The 19,508-nt window shown below is 55.2% G+C and carries 18 protein-coding genes; 10 read left to right on the top strand and 8 right to left on the bottom strand.

Going from position 1 to position 19,508, the window contains the following annotated elements:
* Positions 1–75 precede the first annotated feature (75 nt).
* Positions 76–1,170 (bottom strand): polyamine ABC transporter substrate-binding protein, encoded by a 1,095-nt coding sequence (locus HUF19_RS01285; protein WP_260999453.1) that lies wholly within the window; start codon positions 1,168–1,170, stop codon positions 76–78.
* A 678-nt stretch (positions 1,171–1,848) separates the two neighbouring features.
* On the opposite strand from HUF19_RS01285, the gene mrcB reads away from it, so the two are divergent.
* The 3 genes from mrcB (at position 1,849) to HUF19_RS01300 (ending at position 5,853) form a co-directional block, all read left to right on the top strand.
* Complete coding sequence (gene mrcB / locus HUF19_RS01290; RefSeq protein WP_260998145.1) at positions 1,849–4,191, top strand: penicillin-binding protein 1B; 2,343 nt, start codon at positions 1,849–1,851, stop codon at positions 4,189–4,191.
* Positions 4,170–4,667, top strand: a complete 498-nt coding sequence (locus HUF19_RS01295) for a tetratricopeptide repeat protein (protein WP_260998146.1) — start codon at positions 4,170–4,172, stop codon at positions 4,665–4,667. Before mrcB ends, HUF19_RS01295 begins: the two co-directional genes overlap by 22 nt.
* Before the next feature lie 124 nt (positions 4,668–4,791).
* Positions 4,792–5,853, top strand: a complete 1,062-nt coding sequence (locus HUF19_RS01300; protein ID WP_260998147.1) for a hypothetical protein — start codon at positions 4,792–4,794, stop codon at positions 5,851–5,853.
* A gap of 76 nt (positions 5,854–5,929) precedes the next feature.
* Here HUF19_RS01300 and HUF19_RS01305 read toward each other — a convergent pair whose 3' ends face one another.
* The 5 genes from HUF19_RS01305 to HUF19_RS01325 form a co-directional block, all read right to left on the bottom strand.
* Positions 5,930–7,423 carry a methyl-accepting chemotaxis protein gene (locus tag HUF19_RS01305; RefSeq protein WP_260998148.1) on the bottom strand — a complete coding sequence of 498 codons (1,494 nt, stop codon included), beginning with the start codon at positions 7,421–7,423 and terminating at the stop codon, positions 5,930–5,932.
* 71 nt (positions 7,424–7,494) lie between these two features.
* Entirely contained in the window at positions 7,495–8,088 is a 594-nt protein-coding gene (locus tag HUF19_RS01310; protein WP_260998149.1) for a hypothetical protein, read from the bottom strand.
* Positions 8,088–9,383: a glutamate-1-semialdehyde 2,1-aminomutase gene (hemL, locus tag HUF19_RS01315; protein WP_260998150.1), complete on the bottom strand. Its 1,296-nt coding sequence runs from the start codon at positions 9,381–9,383 to the stop codon at positions 8,088–8,090. Before hemL ends, HUF19_RS01310 begins: the two co-directional genes overlap by 1 nt.
* Positions 9,384–9,404: 21 nt before the next feature.
* The gene (gene hemJ / locus HUF19_RS01320; protein ID WP_145466825.1) at positions 9,405–9,830 is read right to left on the bottom strand and encodes a protoporphyrinogen oxidase HemJ; all 426 of its coding nucleotides are present in this window, start codon (positions 9,828–9,830) and stop codon (positions 9,405–9,407) included.
* The gene (locus HUF19_RS01325; RefSeq protein ID WP_260998151.1) at positions 9,830–11,569 is read right to left on the bottom strand and encodes a chloride channel protein; all 1,740 of its coding nucleotides are present in this window, start codon (positions 11,567–11,569) and stop codon (positions 9,830–9,832) included. Before HUF19_RS01325 ends, hemJ begins: the two co-directional genes overlap by 1 nt.
* A gap of 139 nt (positions 11,570–11,708) precedes the next feature.
* Here HUF19_RS01325 and argC point away from each other — a divergent pair, with 139 nt between their 5' ends.
* The 6 genes from argC (at position 11,709) to HUF19_RS01355 (ending at position 15,594) form a co-directional block, all read left to right on the top strand.
* On the top strand, positions 11,709–12,740 hold the full coding sequence (gene argC, locus HUF19_RS01330) for an N-acetyl-gamma-glutamyl-phosphate reductase (protein WP_145466821.1): 1,032 nt from the start codon (positions 11,709–11,711) through the stop codon (positions 12,738–12,740).
* Between the two features lie 36 nt (positions 12,741–12,776).
* Entirely contained in the window at positions 12,777–13,508 is a 732-nt protein-coding gene (locus HUF19_RS01335) for a DUF6776 family protein (protein ID WP_260998152.1), read from the top strand.
* Between the two features lie 11 nt (positions 13,509–13,519).
* Positions 13,520–13,945 carry a bactofilin family protein gene (locus HUF19_RS01340; RefSeq protein WP_260998153.1) on the top strand — a complete coding sequence of 142 codons (426 nt, stop codon included), beginning with the start codon at positions 13,520–13,522 and terminating at the stop codon, positions 13,943–13,945.
* A gap of 51 nt (positions 13,946–13,996) precedes the next feature.
* Positions 13,997–14,344: an iron-sulfur cluster insertion protein ErpA gene (erpA, locus tag HUF19_RS01345; RefSeq protein WP_260998154.1), complete on the top strand. Its 348-nt coding sequence runs from the start codon at positions 13,997–13,999 to the stop codon at positions 14,342–14,344.
* A gap of 13 nt (positions 14,345–14,357) precedes the next feature.
* The gene (locus HUF19_RS01350; protein WP_260998155.1) at positions 14,358–14,882 is read left to right on the top strand and encodes a DsrE family protein; all 525 of its coding nucleotides are present in this window, start codon (positions 14,358–14,360) and stop codon (positions 14,880–14,882) included.
* A 97-nt stretch (positions 14,883–14,979) separates the two neighbouring features.
* On the top strand, positions 14,980–15,594 hold the full coding sequence (locus tag HUF19_RS01355; RefSeq protein ID WP_260998156.1) for a FecR family protein: 615 nt from the start codon (positions 14,980–14,982) through the stop codon (positions 15,592–15,594).
* Positions 15,595–15,608: 14 nt separating this feature from the next.
* Here HUF19_RS01355 and HUF19_RS01360 read toward each other — a convergent pair whose 3' ends face one another.
* Entirely contained in the window at positions 15,609–16,694 is a 1,086-nt protein-coding gene (locus HUF19_RS01360; protein WP_260998157.1) for an anhydro-N-acetylmuramic acid kinase, read from the bottom strand.
* On the bottom strand, positions 16,691–17,980 hold the full coding sequence (locus HUF19_RS01365) for a peptidoglycan DD-metalloendopeptidase family protein (RefSeq protein WP_260998158.1): 1,290 nt from the start codon (positions 17,978–17,980) through the stop codon (positions 16,691–16,693). Before HUF19_RS01365 ends, HUF19_RS01360 begins: the two co-directional genes overlap by 4 nt.
* Positions 17,981–18,129: 149 nt before the next feature.
* Here HUF19_RS01365 and tyrS point away from each other — a divergent pair, with 149 nt between their 5' ends.
* Positions 18,130–19,431, top strand: a complete 1,302-nt coding sequence (gene tyrS, locus HUF19_RS01370) for a tyrosine--tRNA ligase (protein ID WP_260998159.1) — start codon at positions 18,130–18,132, stop codon at positions 19,429–19,431.
* Positions 19,432–19,508 lie beyond the last annotated feature (77 nt).

Raw genomic sequence — 19,508 nt, forward strand, 5'->3', positions numbered from 1 at the left:
GGTTTGCCGATAAATGAAAAAACCCCGCAACCAACGTTGCGAGGTTCTGGTCGGCGTAATCCGGTGAACAGCGAATTATTTACCGGTTTTCGCCCGCGTCCACATACGGGACATATTACGTGCTTCTTTATCGGTCGGCGTTTTCAGCACGACCAGTTTTTCCTGGGTAGCAGCCGGCGGATAAATGCCCGGGTTGTTACGCACTTCGGCATCAACCAGCGGAGTGGCTTTAGCGTTGGCGTTGGCATAAGCCACGTAGTTGGAAATCGGTGCAATCACTTCCGGCTGCAGCAGGTAGTTGATGAACTTATGTGCGGCAGCCGGGTTTGGTGCATCCACCGGAATGACAGCAACGTCGGTCCATACCACAGCGCCTTCGCTTGGTACGATGTATTCAACGTTGACGCCGTTGGCTGCTTCGGCAGCGCGGGCCTGAGCCTGCAGCATATCGCCGGAGTAACCGTGGGCCACACAGATATCGCCGTTGGCCATATCGTTAATGGTCTGTGAGCTGTGGAAGTAACGGATGTTGGCGCGCACTCCGGCGATTACATCGGCCGCTTCCTGAATGGCTTTCTTGCTGAAGTCGTCGGTTGGTTTGCCCAGGTAAGCGCGGGCCGCAACGAATACTTCAGTCGGGTCGTCCATCAGGGCAACGCCACAGGCTGACAGCTTCTTGCTGATTTCCGGGTCGAAGACCAGCTTCCAGCTGTCCAGTGGCATATCGTCGCCGAGGATCGCTTTTACTTTGTCGACGTTATAAGCCAGACCGGTAGTACCCCACATATAAGGCACCAGATACTGGTTGCCCGGGTCGATATCGCTCAGGGATTTCAGGATGACTTTATCCAGATTGTCGTAGTTGCTCAGCTTGCTCTTGTCATAAGGCTGATACAGCTTGGCGCGGATCAGACGGTCGGCAAACGGGCGCGCGGTCGGGAAGGCCAGATCATAGCCGCTGCGGCCAGCCAGCAGTTTGGCTTCCAGAACTTCGTTGGAGTCGTATACGTCATAGGTCACCTTGATACCGGACGCCTTTTCAAAATTGGCGATGGTGTCTTCGGCGATATAATCAGACCAGTTATAAATATGCAGTTCTTCCTGAGCAGATGCAGTAACAGCAGTTGCCATCAGTGCGGCTGTCATGGAACCAATACCCAATAAACGCATTTTCATTAAGCCAGTTCTCCAGCTCCGTTCCCCGTGAGGGAAGCCAATAAAACAGATAAACCTTCGGCGGTTTATCCGGTCTCATAAGAAATTCAGGGGTATCTTAATGCCACCTGCAGGCCCGGGCCTGAGGTAAGAGTACGCCATTTCTTAGTGCCAGTTTGCATAGACAGATCGCCATATTCGTCGCCCTGCTGCTGCGCGCCATAATGGCAATATTCCGCAAAAAATACAGACAATAGATTGGATTGTCACGATTAATATCTCTTGTTTAAAGGATGGCTGCTTTATGCCTGCCAACAGCGGCGAAAACCCGCACCGCAGCTGCAACCGCAGGCCCTGCAGCGGTTGCAGCTGAGGCACCATAAATGCCGGCCCGGGCGCCGCGATCTGGCGCTTAACTGTCCTCATTGTTATTTATGATGAAGTCAGTCTGATCGGGCTGTCGTGTTGTGGGATGTGTCGGAGGATGTGAGATGTCGCGTTGTCGTCATCTTAGCTGTTCAGAATGACAGCTTCGCAGGCCAGCGGCCTGCAGATCATGGCGCGTTAACAAGCGCTCTTCTTGTCGTTAATGATGGGGTTACCTATGTGGTTAATCCTGTAGTTTAGGTTGTCGTTAGGCGTGTAAACAGTGGCCTGTTATCATGCCGCCAACGATAAAAAGTGAAGGTTTTGATGGTGTCCCGTAACGGTAAAAAGACGTCCCGTTCCCCCTCTGCCAAGCGTTCCGCTTCCCGACAATCATCCGCACAGAAGAAAGGCTGGCCGCGCTGGCTGGTGTGGCTGCTGCGCCTGATGCTGGTGGGACTGGTGCTGACGCTGGCCGGGCTGGTGTATCTGGATGCTCAGGTGCGGGCCAAATTCGATGGTAATAAATGGACATTGCCTGCCAAGGTATTCGCCCGGCCATTATCCGTATATCCGGGGCTGCTGCTCAGTCCGGAGCAATTAAAAGCCGAACTGGAATGGGCCGATTACCGTGAGCAGGCCGGGGCGGTACGTCCGGGCAGCTATTACCGCGATGGCGATGACTGGGTGGTTTACCGCCGCGCTTTCCCGTTCTGGGATGGTCAGGAACCGGCGCGCAAGCTGCGGCTGGAGTTCGCTCAGGGACGGGTCAGCAATATTGTTGAAGACGGCGATGATCAGGCGCTGGTGCGGCTGGAACCACAATATATCGGCGGTATTTTCCCGGCCCATAACGAAGACCGTGAACTGGTTAAGCTGGAGCAGATTCCGCCGGCTCTGGTCGCTGCACTGATCGTTACCGAAGACAAAGCCTTCTTTGATCATTGGGGTGTATCGCTGCGCGGTATTGCCCGCGCCATGCTGGCCAACGTCAAAGCCGGTGGTTTTGTGCAGGGAGGCTCGACTCTTACTCAGCAGCTGGTGAAGAACTTCTTTTTAACCAGCGAGCGCACGCTGGCGCGTAAAGTTCAGGAAGCCTTAATGGCATTGCTGCTGGAGCTGCATTACAGCAAAGAGCAGATTCTGCAGGCCTATTTAAATGAAGTGTATTTAGGGCAGGCCGGACGCCGGGCGATTCATGGCTTTGGTCTGGCCTCGCGCTTTTATTTCGGCAAGCAGGTGCAGGAACTGAGCACTGCCGAAATTGCCACGCTGGTCGGGCTGGTCAAAGGTGCGTCTTATTACAATCCGCGCCGCAATCCGGAACGCTCGAAACAGCGCCGCGACCTGATTCTGGGGTTGATGGCCGAAAACAACATCATCTCCGATGCCCAGCGCATTCTGGCGCAGGGACAGCCATTGGTCACCGCCGATTCGCGCCGCGCCGGTCAGCGTGAATATCCGGCCTTCCTCGAACTGGCCAAAGCCCAGCTGCAGCGTGATTACCGGCTGGAAGATCTGCAAAGCGAAGGTCTGCATATCTTCACCACCCTCGACCCCTGGGCGCAGCATGCGGTAGAGCAGGCGGCCGAACGTCAGCTGACGCAGCTGGAAAGCCGCTCGGCCAAACTCAAAGGTCAGCTCGAAACCGCAGCGGTGATTACCAGCGTCGATGGCGGCGAAGTGCGGGCGTTGCTGGGCTCGCGTCAGGCCGAATTCTTTGGTTTTAACCGCGCTCTGGCGGCCAAACGTGCCATTGGCTCGCTGGCCAAACCGGTGGTGTATTTAACCGCGCTGCAGAGTGGCCGTTACCACTGGGGCACACCACTGGAAGATAAGCCGGTGTCGGTATCCGGCCCCGGCGGCCAGTTATGGCAGCCGCAGAATTACGATCACCGCTCCCACGGCGTGGTGCCGATGGTCGATGGTCTGGCGCTGTCGCTGAATCAGGCCACCGCCCGTCTGGGGATGAAAGTGGGGCTGAGCAATGTTGCCGCCACCTTCCATAAACTGGGCCTGCAGGCCGAAGTGCCGCCGTATCCGTCGATGCTGTTGGGGGCGATTTCGCTGTCGCCCTATGAGGTGGCAGGCATGTATCAGACCATCGCCTCGCAGGGCTTTGTGATGCCATTGCGTTCCATCGAAGCGGTCACCACCGCACAGGGACAAACCCTGTCATCCTATGCGCTGCGCGGCGAGCAGGCCTTTGATCCGGCGCTGATGCAGTGGCTGCGTTATGGTATGGAACAGGTGGCCGAGCGCGGCACCGCACGGCGTTTAACTCAGGTGCTGAACGGCCCGCTGGCGGCGAAAACCGGTACCAGTGATGACCAGCGCGACGCCTGGTTTGCCGGTTTCGATAACCGTTATCTCGGCATTATCTGGGTTGGTCGTGACGATAACCAGCCGATGCCTTTTGCCGGCTCCAGCGCCGCGCTGCCAATCTGGCTGGATACCTTCCGCACGGTAGGTAGTGAACCGCTGCAACCTGCCTCGGCGCTGCGTACTGCCGCCGTGAATGAACGCGGCGAGCTGGTGGGCAGCGGTTGTCATGGTACGCTTTATCCTTTTATCAGCAGCCGTTTACCGGCTTCGCTGCCTGACTGTCAGCCGCTTCAGCCTGAACCGGCGCCTGAGGAGAAAAAATCGTGGTTCGACTGGTTGTTCTGAGAGGTGGATCGCTTCCTCTGTTGTTCTTATTGCTGTTACTGGGTGGGCTGAGCGGCTGTACGCCGCTGCCGCCCAAACCGGAACAGCAACAGGCAACGGCCGACGATCTGCCCCAGTGGCAGGACGGTATGCTGGCCTCGCTCAGTCAGGGCGAACATCATCCGGCGGTCGCCAGCCTGTTCGCCAAAGCCGAACAGGCACGCCAGCAACAGCTGTGGCGCAAAGCCATGACCTACCTTGATCAGGCGCGCCAGATTCAGCCGCGCAACCCGGCGGTGTTTTATCGTCAGGCCTGGGTCAGCCTGCAGATGGGCGATGCCGTACGCGCCGAACAGTTACTGCAGCGCGCGCTGGTATTTGCCGGTGGCGACATGGAATTAACCCGGCGTTTGCGTTTGTTAATGGCCGAAGCGCTGGATGCGCAGGGCCGTGGCGCCGAGGCAGATAATCTCAGGCGGCAGGCGGCGTTGGGGTAGCAGTAAAAGCATACTGTCAGTTATGTCAGTTGTTGGTAATGTCGCGTTATAAGCTCATGCTGTGGCTAAACATCCGGAGCGGATGCCGATAACAGGTTAAAGCCGCAGAGTAAGGATGACTCGCATGGACATTACCACTCCGTTATCGGCTGTCATGCAGGCAGCAAACCTTCCGGCCAGTCATCAGGCCGACAGCCAGGCGAATGGCCCGGTTGAGCCCTATCCCCTTGAGAATCTGGTTACTCACCATGGCGGCATCAGTGTCGCTGCGCCAACGACGCAGGTGTCTCTGCAGGTCTGGCAGGATGCTCAGCGCTACGTCGGTTACCAGCAGAATGGCGCGGGTTCCGGCAGTCAGGTCAATCTGCTGGATGACAGTAAGAGTGTTGTTGATTTCACCTCCGATCAGTCGCTGCGCTATATGGAAATTTCCAATGCTCAGGGGCTGGCCGATGATGAGAAAGCCCGTCAGGTTAATGCCGACCTTATCAGCGGCAAGCTGAACCCTGGCCATGATCTGGTGCTGTTCAGTGCCGGTCAGACCTCGGGCAATATGAAGTTGGAATACGGAGTGGCGGAATATTCACCTTCGATGATGTACCGGCAGGATGCGGTTACTTACGGCCCCCGACCTAATGACGCTTCCAAAGGGGGCGGCATTGTCACCAACGAATTTAACGCATCTGCGTCCCTGACTCTGCCAAGTGGCAACCGTATCAATCTCGACTTCTCATACAAGGAAGAGCTGTTGGTTGGTAAACCAGTCAGTATTTCTATGGGTGCTTTGGAAACGTTTGAAGAATTTGAAGCACGGGTTGAAATATGGCGGAGAACAAAACCGGAGTCAGAATCGGATTACCGAAGCCTCGCGATCCAGTACTCATCCGGCAAACCTCTTTCTGAGGAAGATGCCAAATACATGGATCAGATTAATCAGTACCTGATGAGCATGGCGAAAGTGGCCGGACGGGGGCAGATGAATAATCAGAGCCGCGGGCTCGAGACTGTGCTTAATCAGGTTCAGTCGCTGGGTGTTGATATGAAAATGAACGCCACTTATCAGGGCTATGCCCAGGGCGATACCGAAATAACGTTGTCTTTACTGGGCAGTCAGCGTGAGCTGAAGATTAAATCGGAGCCGGTATTGCCGGTTAATCAGAATCCGGTTGTTGATGAGTTCTGGTAGGAAAGCCGGAAGGCTTATTTAATCCCCCGGAGTTGTGCTCTGCTCCGGAGGATAATGCCAGTGGCGACGCTCCGGCTCAGTCGGAGACCTTAAACTGAGTCAGAAGGCCGCGTAAATCGGTAGCCATGGCAACCAGACGCTCGGAATTACGTGCCGAACCACTGGCCTGTTCCGAGGTGTCTTCACTGATATCGCGGATAACATTCAGATTCGAATTCACTTCATTAATGGCGCTGTTCTGCTCATCAATGGAGCCGGCAATCTGCTGGCTCATATGATGGATATTCGTGACCGCCTGCTTCATACCCAGCAGGCTGTCGCTGCTGGCGGCAATCTGGGTAACGCTGTTATCGACTCCCTGTTTACTGGTATCCATCGCACTGACCGCTTCGCGTGAGCCTTTCTGCAGGCGTTCGATCATGCGCTGAATTTCTTCAGTGCTTTCGTGGGTGCGCGATGCCAGGGTGCGGACTTCATCGGCCACCACCGCAAAACCACGTCCCTGCTCACCGGCACGGGCTGCCTCGATGGCGGCGTTCAGTGCCAGCAGGTTGGTTTGCTCAGCAATGCCCTGAATCACGGCCAGCACGGAACCGATATTGTTGCTTTCGGTATCCAGATTTTTGATCACCTGATTGGCGCGTTCAATATTGCTGGCCAGGTTTTCAATGGTGCTGCGCGCCTGCAGAATATTTTTTTCACTTTCCTGTCCGGTTTTATCGGCGGCTTCGGCTGCGCTGGCAGCATCCTGAGAATGGGCAAAAATGGTCTGCATCGATGCCGTCATCTGCGTGGTGGCGGTGGCAATCATTTCGGTTTCCTGATGCTGACGTCTGGCTCCCTCGCTCATCTGCTGTGTGGATTGAGCGAAGGACTGGCCAACGTCGTTAATCTGCCGTGACAGCCGCGCCACCTGACTGACCAGATCATTCATCAGGGCAAAGAAATTATTAAAGGATTTGGTGAATTTCCCTTTCGGATTCTCAATGCGGAAGGTCAGATCCACTTTGCCGTCATCGGCAATATGGGCACCGATCTCCGCCAGTTCAGTATGCTGCTGAAACTCCTGCCAGCTTTTATGGGCGAGATACATCAGTGCCGCCGATTCAATCACAACAAAAACGGCATGCAGTAATACGATATTGATACCGGTGCGGGATTCAAATACCCAAACGGCACTGCCGTTTTCCTGCAGGTAATTAAACAGTAAATGGTGTACGGCAATGGTGGCGGCAGCCACCAGAATGGGCATGACATCGCGGTAATACAGCAGCAGGGCCAGCAGCACGAAAATACCAAAGTGCATTTCCAGCAAGCCGTGAGCCTGATGAATATGCAGGGCAGAAAATATCATCAGCGAAGCGCCATAGGTCATCCGCGATAAGCGACTGGCTGGGGATGCTTTGCTGATAAACAGAGGAACCAGCAGAGCCGGAAGGCCAATAATCAGGGCTTCCGTCCAGGTGTTATACCAGTTGGCGAGTAATAAAGAGACTCCGAAAAGAGCGCTGTTGATGCCGAGGAAAAAGCGGTCAGCCTGACGGTAGAAATCGTCACGGATGGAAGTCATGCAACACCTGTCTGGTCAAAAGGGTGAAGCCAATAGCAGAACTTTATTGTCTTGCCATTGGCAAACTCCCTTCAGCCTAGTTCAGATTGCTTGAGCCGCTCCGCCCAAATTGGCATAACACTGATGCTGGTCATGCTTAGCCAGAATAACAATGGTTCCAGCAGATTCTGACTGGCTGATATCCAGGCCAGTGCGCCGCAGGCCATCATTAATTGCGCGGCCAGCCAGGCCCGTACCGCGCTCATTTTCCACAGCGCCAGCAGCAGGGCGATTACGGCTGCCGCAGCGATGGTTATCAGCAATGCATCGAGCTGGTTATTACGGCGGCAGAGCTCAAACACCACACATAATGCCAGCAGTACCCGTCCCCAGATCATGCGTGACCACTGATACCCCAGCGCCTGAGCACCGAGCACAATAATTAATAACGGCAGGGCAGCGTACAGGCTCAGCTGTTGCAGTAATAATGTGGCCGCGGGCGGCAGCTGAAACAGTTCGGCGGCCGCCGCGCAGAGCAGCAACAGGCCGGCAGCAAAACGCGCGGCCGATTCGCCGCGCCATTCTGTTTGTGTTTCCTCATCCGGACGCTGCTGGTTCGGGCGCTGCTGCAGGCACAGCCAGGCGCCGACCAGCAACAGCATCATCGCGGCAAACTGGGCATCCATTACAGGGTGGCCATTACGCGGTCGGCGGCGGCGATGGTTTCCAGAATATCCTGCTCGCTGTGGGTGATGGACATAAAACCGGCTTCAAAAGAACTTGGCGCCAGGTAAACGCCTTCTTTCAGCATGCCGTGGAAGAACTGATTAAAGCGTGCACCATCGCAGTGGTCAGCCACGTCGCGGAAGGTGTTTACTTCTTTCAGCCCGGTAAAGAAGAAACCAAACATAGAGCCGGCGCTGTTGTGGGTAAACGGAATATTGTGCGCATCGGCGGCGGCCTGCAGACCGTTCAGCAATAATTGCACGCGGGCGTTCAGCTGGTCGTAGAAACCTGGTTTCTGAATGGCTTTCAGCATGGCCAGACCTGCAGCCATCGCCAGCGGATTACCCGACAGTGTACCGGCCTGATAGACCGGGCCCAGCGGTGCCAGATATTCCATAATTTCGCGCTTACCACCAAAGGCACCGACCGGCAGACCGCCGCCAATGACTTTGCCCAGACAGGTCATGTCCGGCACGATGCCGTAATATTCCTGAGCGCCGCCCAGTGCGGCGCGGAAGCCACTCATTACTTCATCAAAAATCAGCACAATACCATGCACGGAGCACAGCTCACGCAGCCCCTGCAGGAAGGATTTGCTTGGCGGAATACAGTTCATATTGCCGGCTACCGGCTCGATGATCACACAGGCAATTTCGTCGCCCATTTGCGCGAAGCATTCTTTAACGCTGTCGAGATTGTTGTAGTCGAGGGTGATGGTGTTGGCGGCAACGGCGGCCGGTACGCCCGGAGAGGTCGGTACGCCTAAGGTCAGCATGCCGGAGCCGGCTTTTACCAGCAGTGAATCGGCGTGGCCGTGGTAGCAGCCTTCAAATTTCACCAGTTTATCGCGACCGGTAAAACCACGCGCCAGACGAATCGCACTCATGGTGGCTTCGGTGCCGGAGTTCACCATACGCACCATGTCCATGGACGGAATCAGTTTGCACACTTCTTCGGCCATTTCGATTTCGATATGGGTCGGTGCGCCAAAGCTCAGGCCTTTATCCATGCGGGCGCGTACGGCATCGAGAATTTCATCGGCGCTGTGGCCCAGAATCATCGGCCCCCAGCTGCCCACGTAATCGATATAGCGGTTGCCGTCGGCGTCAAACACATAAGCGCCTTTGGCATGATCGAAGAAAATCGGGGTGCCGCCCACGCCTTTAAATGCACGCACCGGTGAATTAACTCCGCCGGGAATGTGTTTCTGTGCGGCGGCAAACAGGGCTTCGGACTGGGCGATGGAATAACTCATAGCACTCTCTTTTTACAGACGTTAAAACGGACGCACGACCACCAGAATAACAATGGCGATCAGCATGAAGACGGGGATTTCGTTAAACCAGCGGTAAAACACATGGCTGCGCTGGTTGTTATCGTCGCGGAATACTTTTAATAAGTGGCCGCAGTAAAAATGGTAAATCACCAGCAGGGCAACCAGCGTCAGCTTGGCATGCATCCAGTGGCTGTCGATAAAGTAGTAGCGCGGATTAAACGTCAGCAGCCAGGCGCCCAACGCCAGCACCACAATCATCGACGGCGTCATAATGCCGCGGTACAGCTTGCGCTCCATGATTTTAAAACGTTCACGCGACACCTGATCTTCGGCGCTGGCGTGATATACAAACAGACGTGGCAGATAAAAAATCGCGGCAAACCAGGTGACGACGGCAACAATGTGGAAGGCTTTTACCCAGAGCATCAACGGCCTCTTGGCTGGTAGTGATAGAAGTGTTCAATGTGTGTGCGCGAGACGATGCCAACACAGCGGCTGGACTGGTCATCGCGGTAAACGGCCAGCCATTGTAAGTGATGGTGTTGCATCAGGTCTAAGGCATCCTGCAGATTGGCCTTGAGCGAAATGCGTTCGACCGGCTGCCTGTCGGCGGGGATGGCAATCAGATCAATATCGTCATCGTTGCGCTCACCGCTTTCTTCCTGCTCTTTACGCAGACTCAGCGCCTCGGCCACTGCGGCCGGGGGCAGGATAACGTTTTCTTCTTCCAGTAACAGCCACTCCGGTTCGCGCTGCAGAATAAAACCCGCGGCTTCCGGTGACAGCTGGCGCGATGCCGTGACAAAAGATTGTTCCATCGCTTCGGCCACCCAGGTATTGCGCAGCATCTGCTGCACCGGATCGGGCTGCTGATAATTGTGGCCGCCACCGAGCTGCACCTCAAAGACTGATGGCAGGCGGAATACCTCACTCACCACCAGGCTGGCAATCACGATGGTCAGCATGCCCGGCATAATAATGTTCGGGTTGGCGCTTAATTCCAGCAGCGCCACCAGAGCTGCAAGCGGTGCGCGCAGAACCGCGCCCATTAACGCAGCCATGCCGAGCAGAGCATAAAACCCCACGGATACCGGATACTGTGGCAGCCACCAGGCGGATAATTGCCCGAGCAGGCCGCCCAGCGCGGCGCCGATAAATAAGGTCGGGCCGATTAAACCGGCGGGAAAACCCACGGCGGCGGCCCAGGCGGCCAGCACCAGTTTGGCCAGCAATAAACCCAGCAGGGTTCCCATGACCACATTGCCGGCTAATGCATCGTTCACCGTGTCGTAGCCGATCCCCATGACCTGCGGCAGGAAGGTGCTGATCAGTACGGTGGCAGCGGTCAGTCCGCCCCATTTAAGCCATAACGGCAGGGGATTAAGACGCTGGAAAAAACGCACCAGCAGAATAAAGCCGCTGGCGACGATGCCGCCGATAATGCCGAGGGCAAGAATATAAGGAATTTCCAGCAGCGAATTCATATCAACGCCGGGCACGGCAAAGGCCGTCTGTGCGCCGAATACCGCTTCGCTGACAATGGCACCGGCGACTGAGGCGAGAATAATCGGAATAAAACCGCGGATGTTGTATTCCAGCAGCACCACTTCCATGGCGAAGATCACGCCTGCCATGGGTGTATTAAAAGAAGCAGAAATCGCACTGGCGACACCGGCCCCGGCAATAATTCGCAGACGGTGATGCGCCAGGCCAACACTCTGACCGATCTGGCTGGCGGTACCGGCACCCAGATGAATGGCCGGTCCTTCGCGCCCCACGCTGTGGCCACTGATAATGGCGATCACCGCGGCAAACCACTGCAGCACAATATTCGACCGCGGCAGATAGCCCTGATGCGATTCCATCCGTTGCAGTACATGGGTCACGCCAACGCCGCGGCGTTCCGGCTTTACCAGATAAAAGATAACAATCAGCAGCAGGCTGCCGCCGCACAGCAGGGCAATGCGGGCAGCTTCGCTGAGGTGCTCGAAATCGTCGGAGTGCTCCACCGGCAACAGGGTGGCAAAAGGAAATTCGATCGCCAGACGGAACAGGGTAATCACCAGCGCACTGGCCAGACCGGCCAGCAGTGAGAGAAAGGCCAGGCCAATCTGGTTATCTGATAAAGCAATCAGGCTGAGCCACTGTTGTCTGAGGCGCTTCACGGTAAACCGGCATCCTTATCCGGCAATGGGCTTACCGGCGTGGTGTCAACGGGGGACAAGAATCAGTATTATACCTGCCTTTCTGTATTTAACCGCCCCCGGTTTTGCCGGAGCGGTCTTCTGACAAACGAGGTTTGGCGTGATTAAAGTCGGTATCGTTGGTGGCACCGGATACACCGGTGTAGAGCTGCTCAGAATTCTGGTAAACCATCCGGACGTTGAGCTGAAGGTGATCACTTCGCGCAGTGAAGATGGTCTGCCGGTGGCTGATATGTTCCCCAACCTGCGTGGTCATACCGATCTGCGCTTCAGCGTACCTGATGTACAGACGCTGGGTGAGTGTGATGTGGTGTTTTTTGCCACGCCGCACGGTGTTGCGCACTCGCTGGCGGAAGAAATTCTTAATACCGGCGCCCGCGTGATCGACCTATCAGCCGACTTCCGTCTGCAGGACGCGGTTGAGTGGGAAAAATGGTACGGCCAGCCACACGGTGCCAAAGGCATTCTGCCGCAGGCGGTATACGGTCTGCCAGAAGTGAACCGCGCACAGATTAAAGAAGCGCGTCTGATTGCGGTGCCGGGTTGTTACCCAACTTCGGTACAGCTGGGTTTCCTGCCGCTGCTGGAAAATAACCTGTTACCTGAGCAGATGCTGATTGCCGATTGTAAATCCGGCGTCAGCGGTGCCGGTCGTGGTGCCAGCGTGGGCTCGCTGTTGTGCGAAGCCAGCGAATCGATGATGGCCTATGCGGTTAAAGGCCATCGCCATTTACCGGAAATCCGTCAGGGTATGGAACGTGCTGCGGGTAAAGCGGTCAACCTTACCTTTGTTCCGCATCTGACGCCGATGATCCGCGGAATTCATTCTACACTCTATGCTCAGGCTCCGGGGCTGGCAGAAGATCTGCAGGCGTTGTACGAAGCCCGCTACGCCAACGAGCCTTTCGTCGACGTTATGCCGGCTGGCAGTCACCCTGCCACGCGCAGTGTGAAGGGCAGTAACGTCTGCCGTATTGCCGTTCATCATCATGCCCATACCGGACAGGTGATAGTATTATCGGTAATCGACAATCTGGTTAAGGGTGCGTCGGGTCAGGCAGTACAGAACATGAACATCATGTTTGGTCTGGCTGAGGATGCAGGCCTGAAGCAGGTCGCACTGTTGCCCTGATACGTTTTAAATACATGGATCAATAAGGACACACGCATGGCGGTAGTAAAAGGTAGCCAACAGGATCAGCTGATTATTCGTCAGTACCGGCCCTGGGAACGCTTTCGGCGAACCCTGTATATGGTGCTGTTCATCGTAGCGGTGGGTGTTGGTGGTTACTTTGGTGGTGTTTACGACAGCATGAGCAGTATTCAGCAGTTGACGGCGACCCGCGATTCGCTGCAACTGGCATTGCAGGATGCAGAGCGAACCATCACCAATCTGACCCAGCGTGTAGGCGTTCTGGAAAAGGGTGGTCAGGTTGACCGTAAGGCCACCGAAGGTATCCGCCAGACCGTTAAAGAACTGAAAGCGCAGATATCCACCCTTGAAGAAGAAGTGGCTTTCTATAAAGGCATCATGGCACCAAGTGCCAATGACAAAGGTTTACGCGTCAGTAAAGTTGAGATTCAGCCGCAGGAAGGCACCGAAACCTTCCGTTATTCCATCATGATGACTCAGGTGGCGGATAACAGCTCTTATATCTCCGGGCTGGCGGCAGTGAATTTTGTTGGTATGCAGGGGGCGGAAAAAGTCATCCTGCCGTTACGTGATCTCGACAGTAATGTGACTGATCTGGGCGTAAAATTCAGATTCCGTTATTTTCAGGAAGTAGCAGGTGATCTCAGATTACCTGCTGGTTTCGTGCCACAGCAGGTGCAGGTTGTTCTGCAATCCACCGGCGGTAAAGCACAGCGCGTCGAACAAACCATCGACTGGCCCCAATAAGGAGAGGCTTAATGTTCAGCAGTAAAGACAAGGGCAGCAATACTCATTACGACACCCTGATTTCTGTTAAAACCGAAATCACCGGCGATGTGAAATTCACTGGCGGCCTGCACATCGATGGTGTGATTAAAGGTAATCTGGTGGCTGAAGCCGGCAGTGGTGCCGTTGTGCGGGTAAGTGATAAAGGCCGGGTTGAAGGCCAGATCAGTGCGCCCAATATCATTATTAACGGCAAAGTCATCGGTGACGTGCATGCCGGTGAATACATTGAGCTGGCGAAGAAAGCTCAGGTAAACGGTGATGTTTATTATCAGATGATGGAAATGGTGATGGGTGCCGAAGTGAACGGCAAACTGCACCATCAGACAAAAGGTGACAGCCGCAAGAAGCCGGAGCCTGCTCCTGTAGTGGCAGAGCCTGAGGTTAAAGTTGACTAAATTAGTCGGAAAAACCGATAATTTGCCGATATTCAGCAAGCCGGAATCATTATGAGTGCAGTACAACAGGCCAGCCCGATCGAACTCAGCCAGGCAGCTCAGGATAAAATCCGTGAGTTGCTGCTGGAAGAGGCGGATGACGAACTCTGCTTAAGAGTCTTTGTCACCGGTGGTGGCTGTTCTGGTTTTCAGTATGGTTTCACTTTCGACGATGAACGTGCCGAAGATGACACGCTGATCAGTCTGGAGGGTGTCCGCGTGCTGGTGGATGCTCTCAGCTACAGCTATCTGGTTGGCTCGGTACTGGACTATAAAGAAGGCCTCGAAGGCTCACGCTTTATGGTGAATAACCCCGGCGCATCATCCACCTGCGGCTGTGGATCGTCGTTCTCCATCTGATAAGGAATGCCTGATGGCTGTTTCGCGCCTCGTTTTACTCTCTTCTCTGTTGTTGGTGCAGCCTGCTTTGGCGGAGCTTGTACCTCTGACAGAAGAGCCGGCGGCAGTCAGCACAGAGGCGACCAGCACTCCGGAGTTACCTCTCGAAGGTATCGCGCCAACGGCAGGTCAGCTGCAGCCCGGCAGTAAAATTCAGGCGGTGGTGAAACTTCATACCGCAGAAGAGCTGCAGGCTTTGCTGACCCGCGCAGAAGAGCTGTCGCGCAGCGTTGATTACCGCAATAACGAGCCGGTCAGGCTGGTACTGAGCGGCGATGAAATCGCCATTTTCGTGCGTAGCAGCTATCGCGGCAATAAAGCGCTGGTGGATCTGGCGGCGCGGCTCGATGCATTTAATGTGGTTGAACTGAAAGTGTGCCGGAGCTGGATGGCGCGTAATAAAGTTGACGTCGCCGATTTGCCGGCTTTTCTTGACCCGGTGACCAATGGTGCAGAAGAGGTTACCCGTCTGCAGCTCGAAGGCTACGCCAGCTTCTGATTTCCTCTCCCCTGCGTATGCCGCCGGTGTGCGCTCAGGGCTTCCTGATGCTATGTTGTGATGGACGGGGTGTCCCGTACCAGCCTGAGGAGCCGCTATGAAATCCCTTTTCTTTGCCTTATGCATGTTGCTGATACTGCCAGTGCAGGCAGAGAATATAGGCATCATCAGCGTGAGCGTCGGCCAGGTCAGTTGGCACCGCGGCGGTGAAGCAATACAGCTGCAACGCGGTGATGCGGTAGAGCAGGGCGATAAAGTATCTACCGGCAGCAAGGCGCGGCTGGTGCTGAAAATGAACGAAGGCAGCGTGATTACTCTGGGAGCCGACACCAGCGTTCAGCTCAGTGAATGGCAATACGCGGCTGGCAGTGACAGCAATTCAGCGCGACTGGAGTTTGTCGAAGGCGCCTTTCGTTTTATCACCGGATTAATTACCCGTCAGACTGATCCGCAACTGACGGTCACCACGCCAGCCGCCACTATTGGCATCCGTGGCACCGATTTCTGGGGTGGATATCTGCAGCCGGATGTACTGGATGTCATCATGCTGGAAGGTGAGCATAAACTGGAAATCCGCAATGACGCCGGAGTGGTGTTTATTGAAGAACCGGGTTTCGGTGTATCTGTAGTGGCTGGCGAGCCACCACGCCAACCGCTGAAGTGGGGCGAAGAGAAAGTTCGCCGTGCGGTAGAGAGTATCAGCCTGCCCTGACGGTCTCAGCGCAGTCAGGCAGGATAAATCCCACCCAGAATGCGCCCACCTCTGGCGCCGGTTACCGCCGGCGCATTACCGCTTAAACCTTCCAGCGTGCGTTGCGCCAGCCAGGCGAATGCCATGGCTTCCATCCAGTCAGGGTCAATGCCGCGTTTGGCAGTGTTCTGTACCTGCAGTTGCGGCAACACCTGTTGCAGACGCTGCATCAGATAATGGTTATGCACACCGCCACCACATACCAGCAACTCGCCAGTTGCATGACCAAATTGCCTGATCGCAAGTGCGATACTCTGCACGGTCAGTTCGGTCAGTGTGCTCAGCACATCCTGCGGATCTTCATGGTTCAGGTCGCCCAGATGTTCCAGACGGAACAGTTCACGACCGGTACTTTTTGGTGGTGACAGCTGAAAGTACGGCTGACTCAGCCAGTCGTCTAATAAATAACTGATGACCTTACCATTGGCCGCGAGTTGGCCGCGGTCATCGCGCGGGCAACCAAAATATTTCTGACACCATTCATCCAGCAGTGCATTACCCGGACCGGTATCGAAGCCCATCATACTGTCGGGCTGGCTGTCGGTTGGCAGTACGGAAAGATTGGCAATACCGCCGATATTCAGCACCTGCACATTGCGGCCAAAACAATGCTGATGGAAAGCCGGCACCAGCGGAGCGCCCTGACCGCCGGCAGCGATATCACGGCGGCGGAAGTCGGCAATGCAGCAAATGCCGGTATGCTCAGCGATCCAGCTCGGATCATCCAGCTGCCAGCTGAAGCCATCCGGCTGACTGCGGTGGCGCAGGGTATGGCCATGAGAACCAACGGCACGGACATCCGCCGCGCTGAGGCTGTTGCGTTGCAGCAGCTGCATTACAGCGTCAGTTGATAAGGCCGCGATGCGGCGTTCGAGCAATGCGATACCGTTGATATCAGCGTCGCGGGCAACGGCAAGGGTACGCAGTTGCTGGCGGAAGTCGGCCTCGTAAGGCAGGCAGAGAGCATCCAGTAAGCGCGGAGCGCCCTGAGCAAAATCGACCAGGGCGGCGTCCATTCCATCGGCACTGGTGCCGGACATCAGGCCGATATAGAGCGTCACTGGAATGCACCAACGCGGTTGTCTTCGTTCTCGTTATAGCTGTTCAGCCAGCTCACCATGCTCTGAGACTTCTGGCGGAAAGCGGCCTTTTCTTTTGATGGAATGGAATCGGCTTTTGGCAGCTTCACCCGCAGGGAATCACGGTGTACACCGTCAACACGGAATTCGTAGTGCAGATGCGGACCGGTTGCCAGGCCGGTGCTGCCGACATAGCCAATTACCTGACCCTGTTTAATACTGCGGCCAACCCGGGCGCTGCGGTTGAATTTGCTCAGGTGTGCATAAAGTGTCTGATAACGGGAGCCGTGCTGAATAATGACACAGTTGCCGAAACCGCCTTTGCGCCCGGCGAACACAATCTTGCCATCTCCGGCGGCTTTAATCGGGGTGCCGGTTGGCGCAGCGTAATCGGTGCCTTTATGGGCGCGTAATGTATTCAGCACCGGATGTTTACGGTTCAGGTTAAAGCGTGAACTGATGCGGGCAAAATCAATCGGGTTACGCAGGAAAGCCTTGCGCATACTCTGGCCTTCAGGGGTGTAGTAGTTGGCGTCGCCGGCCTGATCTTCATAGCGCACCGCAGTCAGTTCCCGTCCCTGATTGATAAAGCGCGCAACCAGAATATTGCCATTACCGATTTTTTCACCGTCGAGGAATACCTCGTCATAAATGAGGCTGAAACGATCGCCCTGGCGGATATCAAGAGCAAAGTCGATGTCCCAGCCGAAGATAGCGGCCAGTTCAATCAGGATTTGCTCCGGAATATCGGCACGGGAGCCATCAAGAAACAACGAGTTCTCAATGGTTGTACCGACAAAACGCGGGCGGTAATCAGCGTGGCGCTCAGCCAGCTCATATTTCAGGCTGCCATCGGTGGTTCGTTCGAAGGTATGTCGGGCAAGAGGGGATATCTCAATCTGGAATTGCTGCACATGGTTATCCTGTGAGCGAACCCAGTGCAGGGTCTGGCCGGGCTTAAGCTGGATAGCTTCCTTTGGCGCGACGGCGGCAATTTCAATAACATCGGCGGCGCTGAGGTTGTGGCGACTGAACAGAATGGACAGGTTATCGCCGGGACGCACCGTGGTTTCTTCCCAGTTAAGTACAGCGGCTTCACCCTCTGGCTCGGCCACCGTATCCGGCATCTCAATAATGTACCGGGTCTGTTGCAGATTTTTTTCTGGTGCCTGAGGCCAGAGCAACAACATCAGTAACACAACCAGAGCGGTCAGAACACCGAGTAAGTGAGTCAGAGGGAAATACTGCAGGCGTCCCGACAAGGCCATAGCGATCTGGTCGTCCTTATTCTGTAAATGATTGAATGCTTCATAAGTGTAAACAATTCGCCGGCATTTTACCCCGCGAACTTGATTTTGCACATTGATCAGGTATGTTCACCAACCTTTCTAATACCGACACAATTCAGAGTGCTCCCATGACAGCTGCATTATTAGACGACTTAAAAGCACGCGGTCTGATTAATCAGGCGACGGCGGATGAGGAACTGACCAAACATCTGGAATCTGGTTCCATCACCCTGTATTGCGGCTTTGATCCGACGGCTGACAGTCTGCACCTTGGGCACCTGGTTCCGCTGCTGGTGTTGACCCGCTTCCAGAATGCCGGACACAAGCCGATTGCGCTGGTGGGTGGAGCGACGGGTCTGATTGGTGATCCGAGCTTTAAAGCCGCCGAGCGTCAGCTGAACACCGCCGATGTGGTTGCCGGCTGGGCCGATAAGATCCGCCAGCAGGTCAGTCAGTTCATTAAATTTGATGGCATCGACAACGCCGCTACCGTGGTGAATAACCTCGACTGGGCCGGACAGATGAACGTGCTCGATTTCCTGCGCGATGTCGGTAAACACTTCTCTGTTAACGCCATGATTAACAAAGAATCGGTACAGCAGCGTCTGAACCGTGAAGGTGCCGGTATTTCCTTTACCGAATTTTCCTACGCTCTGCTGCAGGGGATGGACTTTGCAGAACTGAACCGTCGTCATGGCTGTACGCTGCAGATTGGCGGTTCGGATCAGTGGGGCAACATCGTTGGTGGTATTGATCTGGCGCGTCGTCAGAACGGTGCGCAGACGTTTGGCCTGACGGTACCGCTGGTAACCAAATCCGACGGCACTAAATTCGGTAAAACCGAATCCGGCGCCGTATGGCTGGACCCGGCGAAGACCTCGCCATACAGCTTCTATCAGTTCTGGATGAATACTGCCGATGCCGACGTGTATAAGTTCATGCGTTACTTCACCTTTATGCCGGTAGAACGTATTGCTGAAATCGAAGCGCACGACGCAACGATCGAAGGCCGTAAAACCGCGCAGCCGATTCTGGCGGAAGAAGTGACCCGTCTGGTACACGGCGAAGAAGCCCTGCAGTCTGCACGCCGTATTACCGAAGCGCTGTTCTCCGGCGATATCGCTCAGTTGTCAGAAGCCGAGCTGGAACAAATCAAACTGGATGGTCTGTCATCAAGCGATCTGCAGCTGGCTGGTCTGGCTGATGTTCCGATGACCACGCTGTTTACCGACAGCGGCATGGTTAAAGCCGGTCGTGAAGTAAAAGACGCTCTGGGCCGCAATGCCATCTTCATTAATGGTGTGGCGCAGGGTGCGGAAGACAACATGAAAACCGCCGAAGCCTTCAGTGCGGAAAAGGCACTTTATGGCCGTTTCTTCCTGGTTAAACTCGGCAAGAAAAAGTACCACCTGTTCGAGATTGCAAAATAGTTTGAAGAAAGAGTTGACGGCGCATCCGGGATCTCTATAATGCGCCGCTCCTGAGTTGAGACGGATTCGAAAGAGTT

The sequence above is a fragment of the Thalassolituus hydrocarboniclasticus genome (assembly GCF_025345565.1).
GTDB lineage: Bacteria > Pseudomonadota > Gammaproteobacteria > Pseudomonadales > Oceanobacteraceae > Venatoribacter > Venatoribacter hydrocarboniclasticus.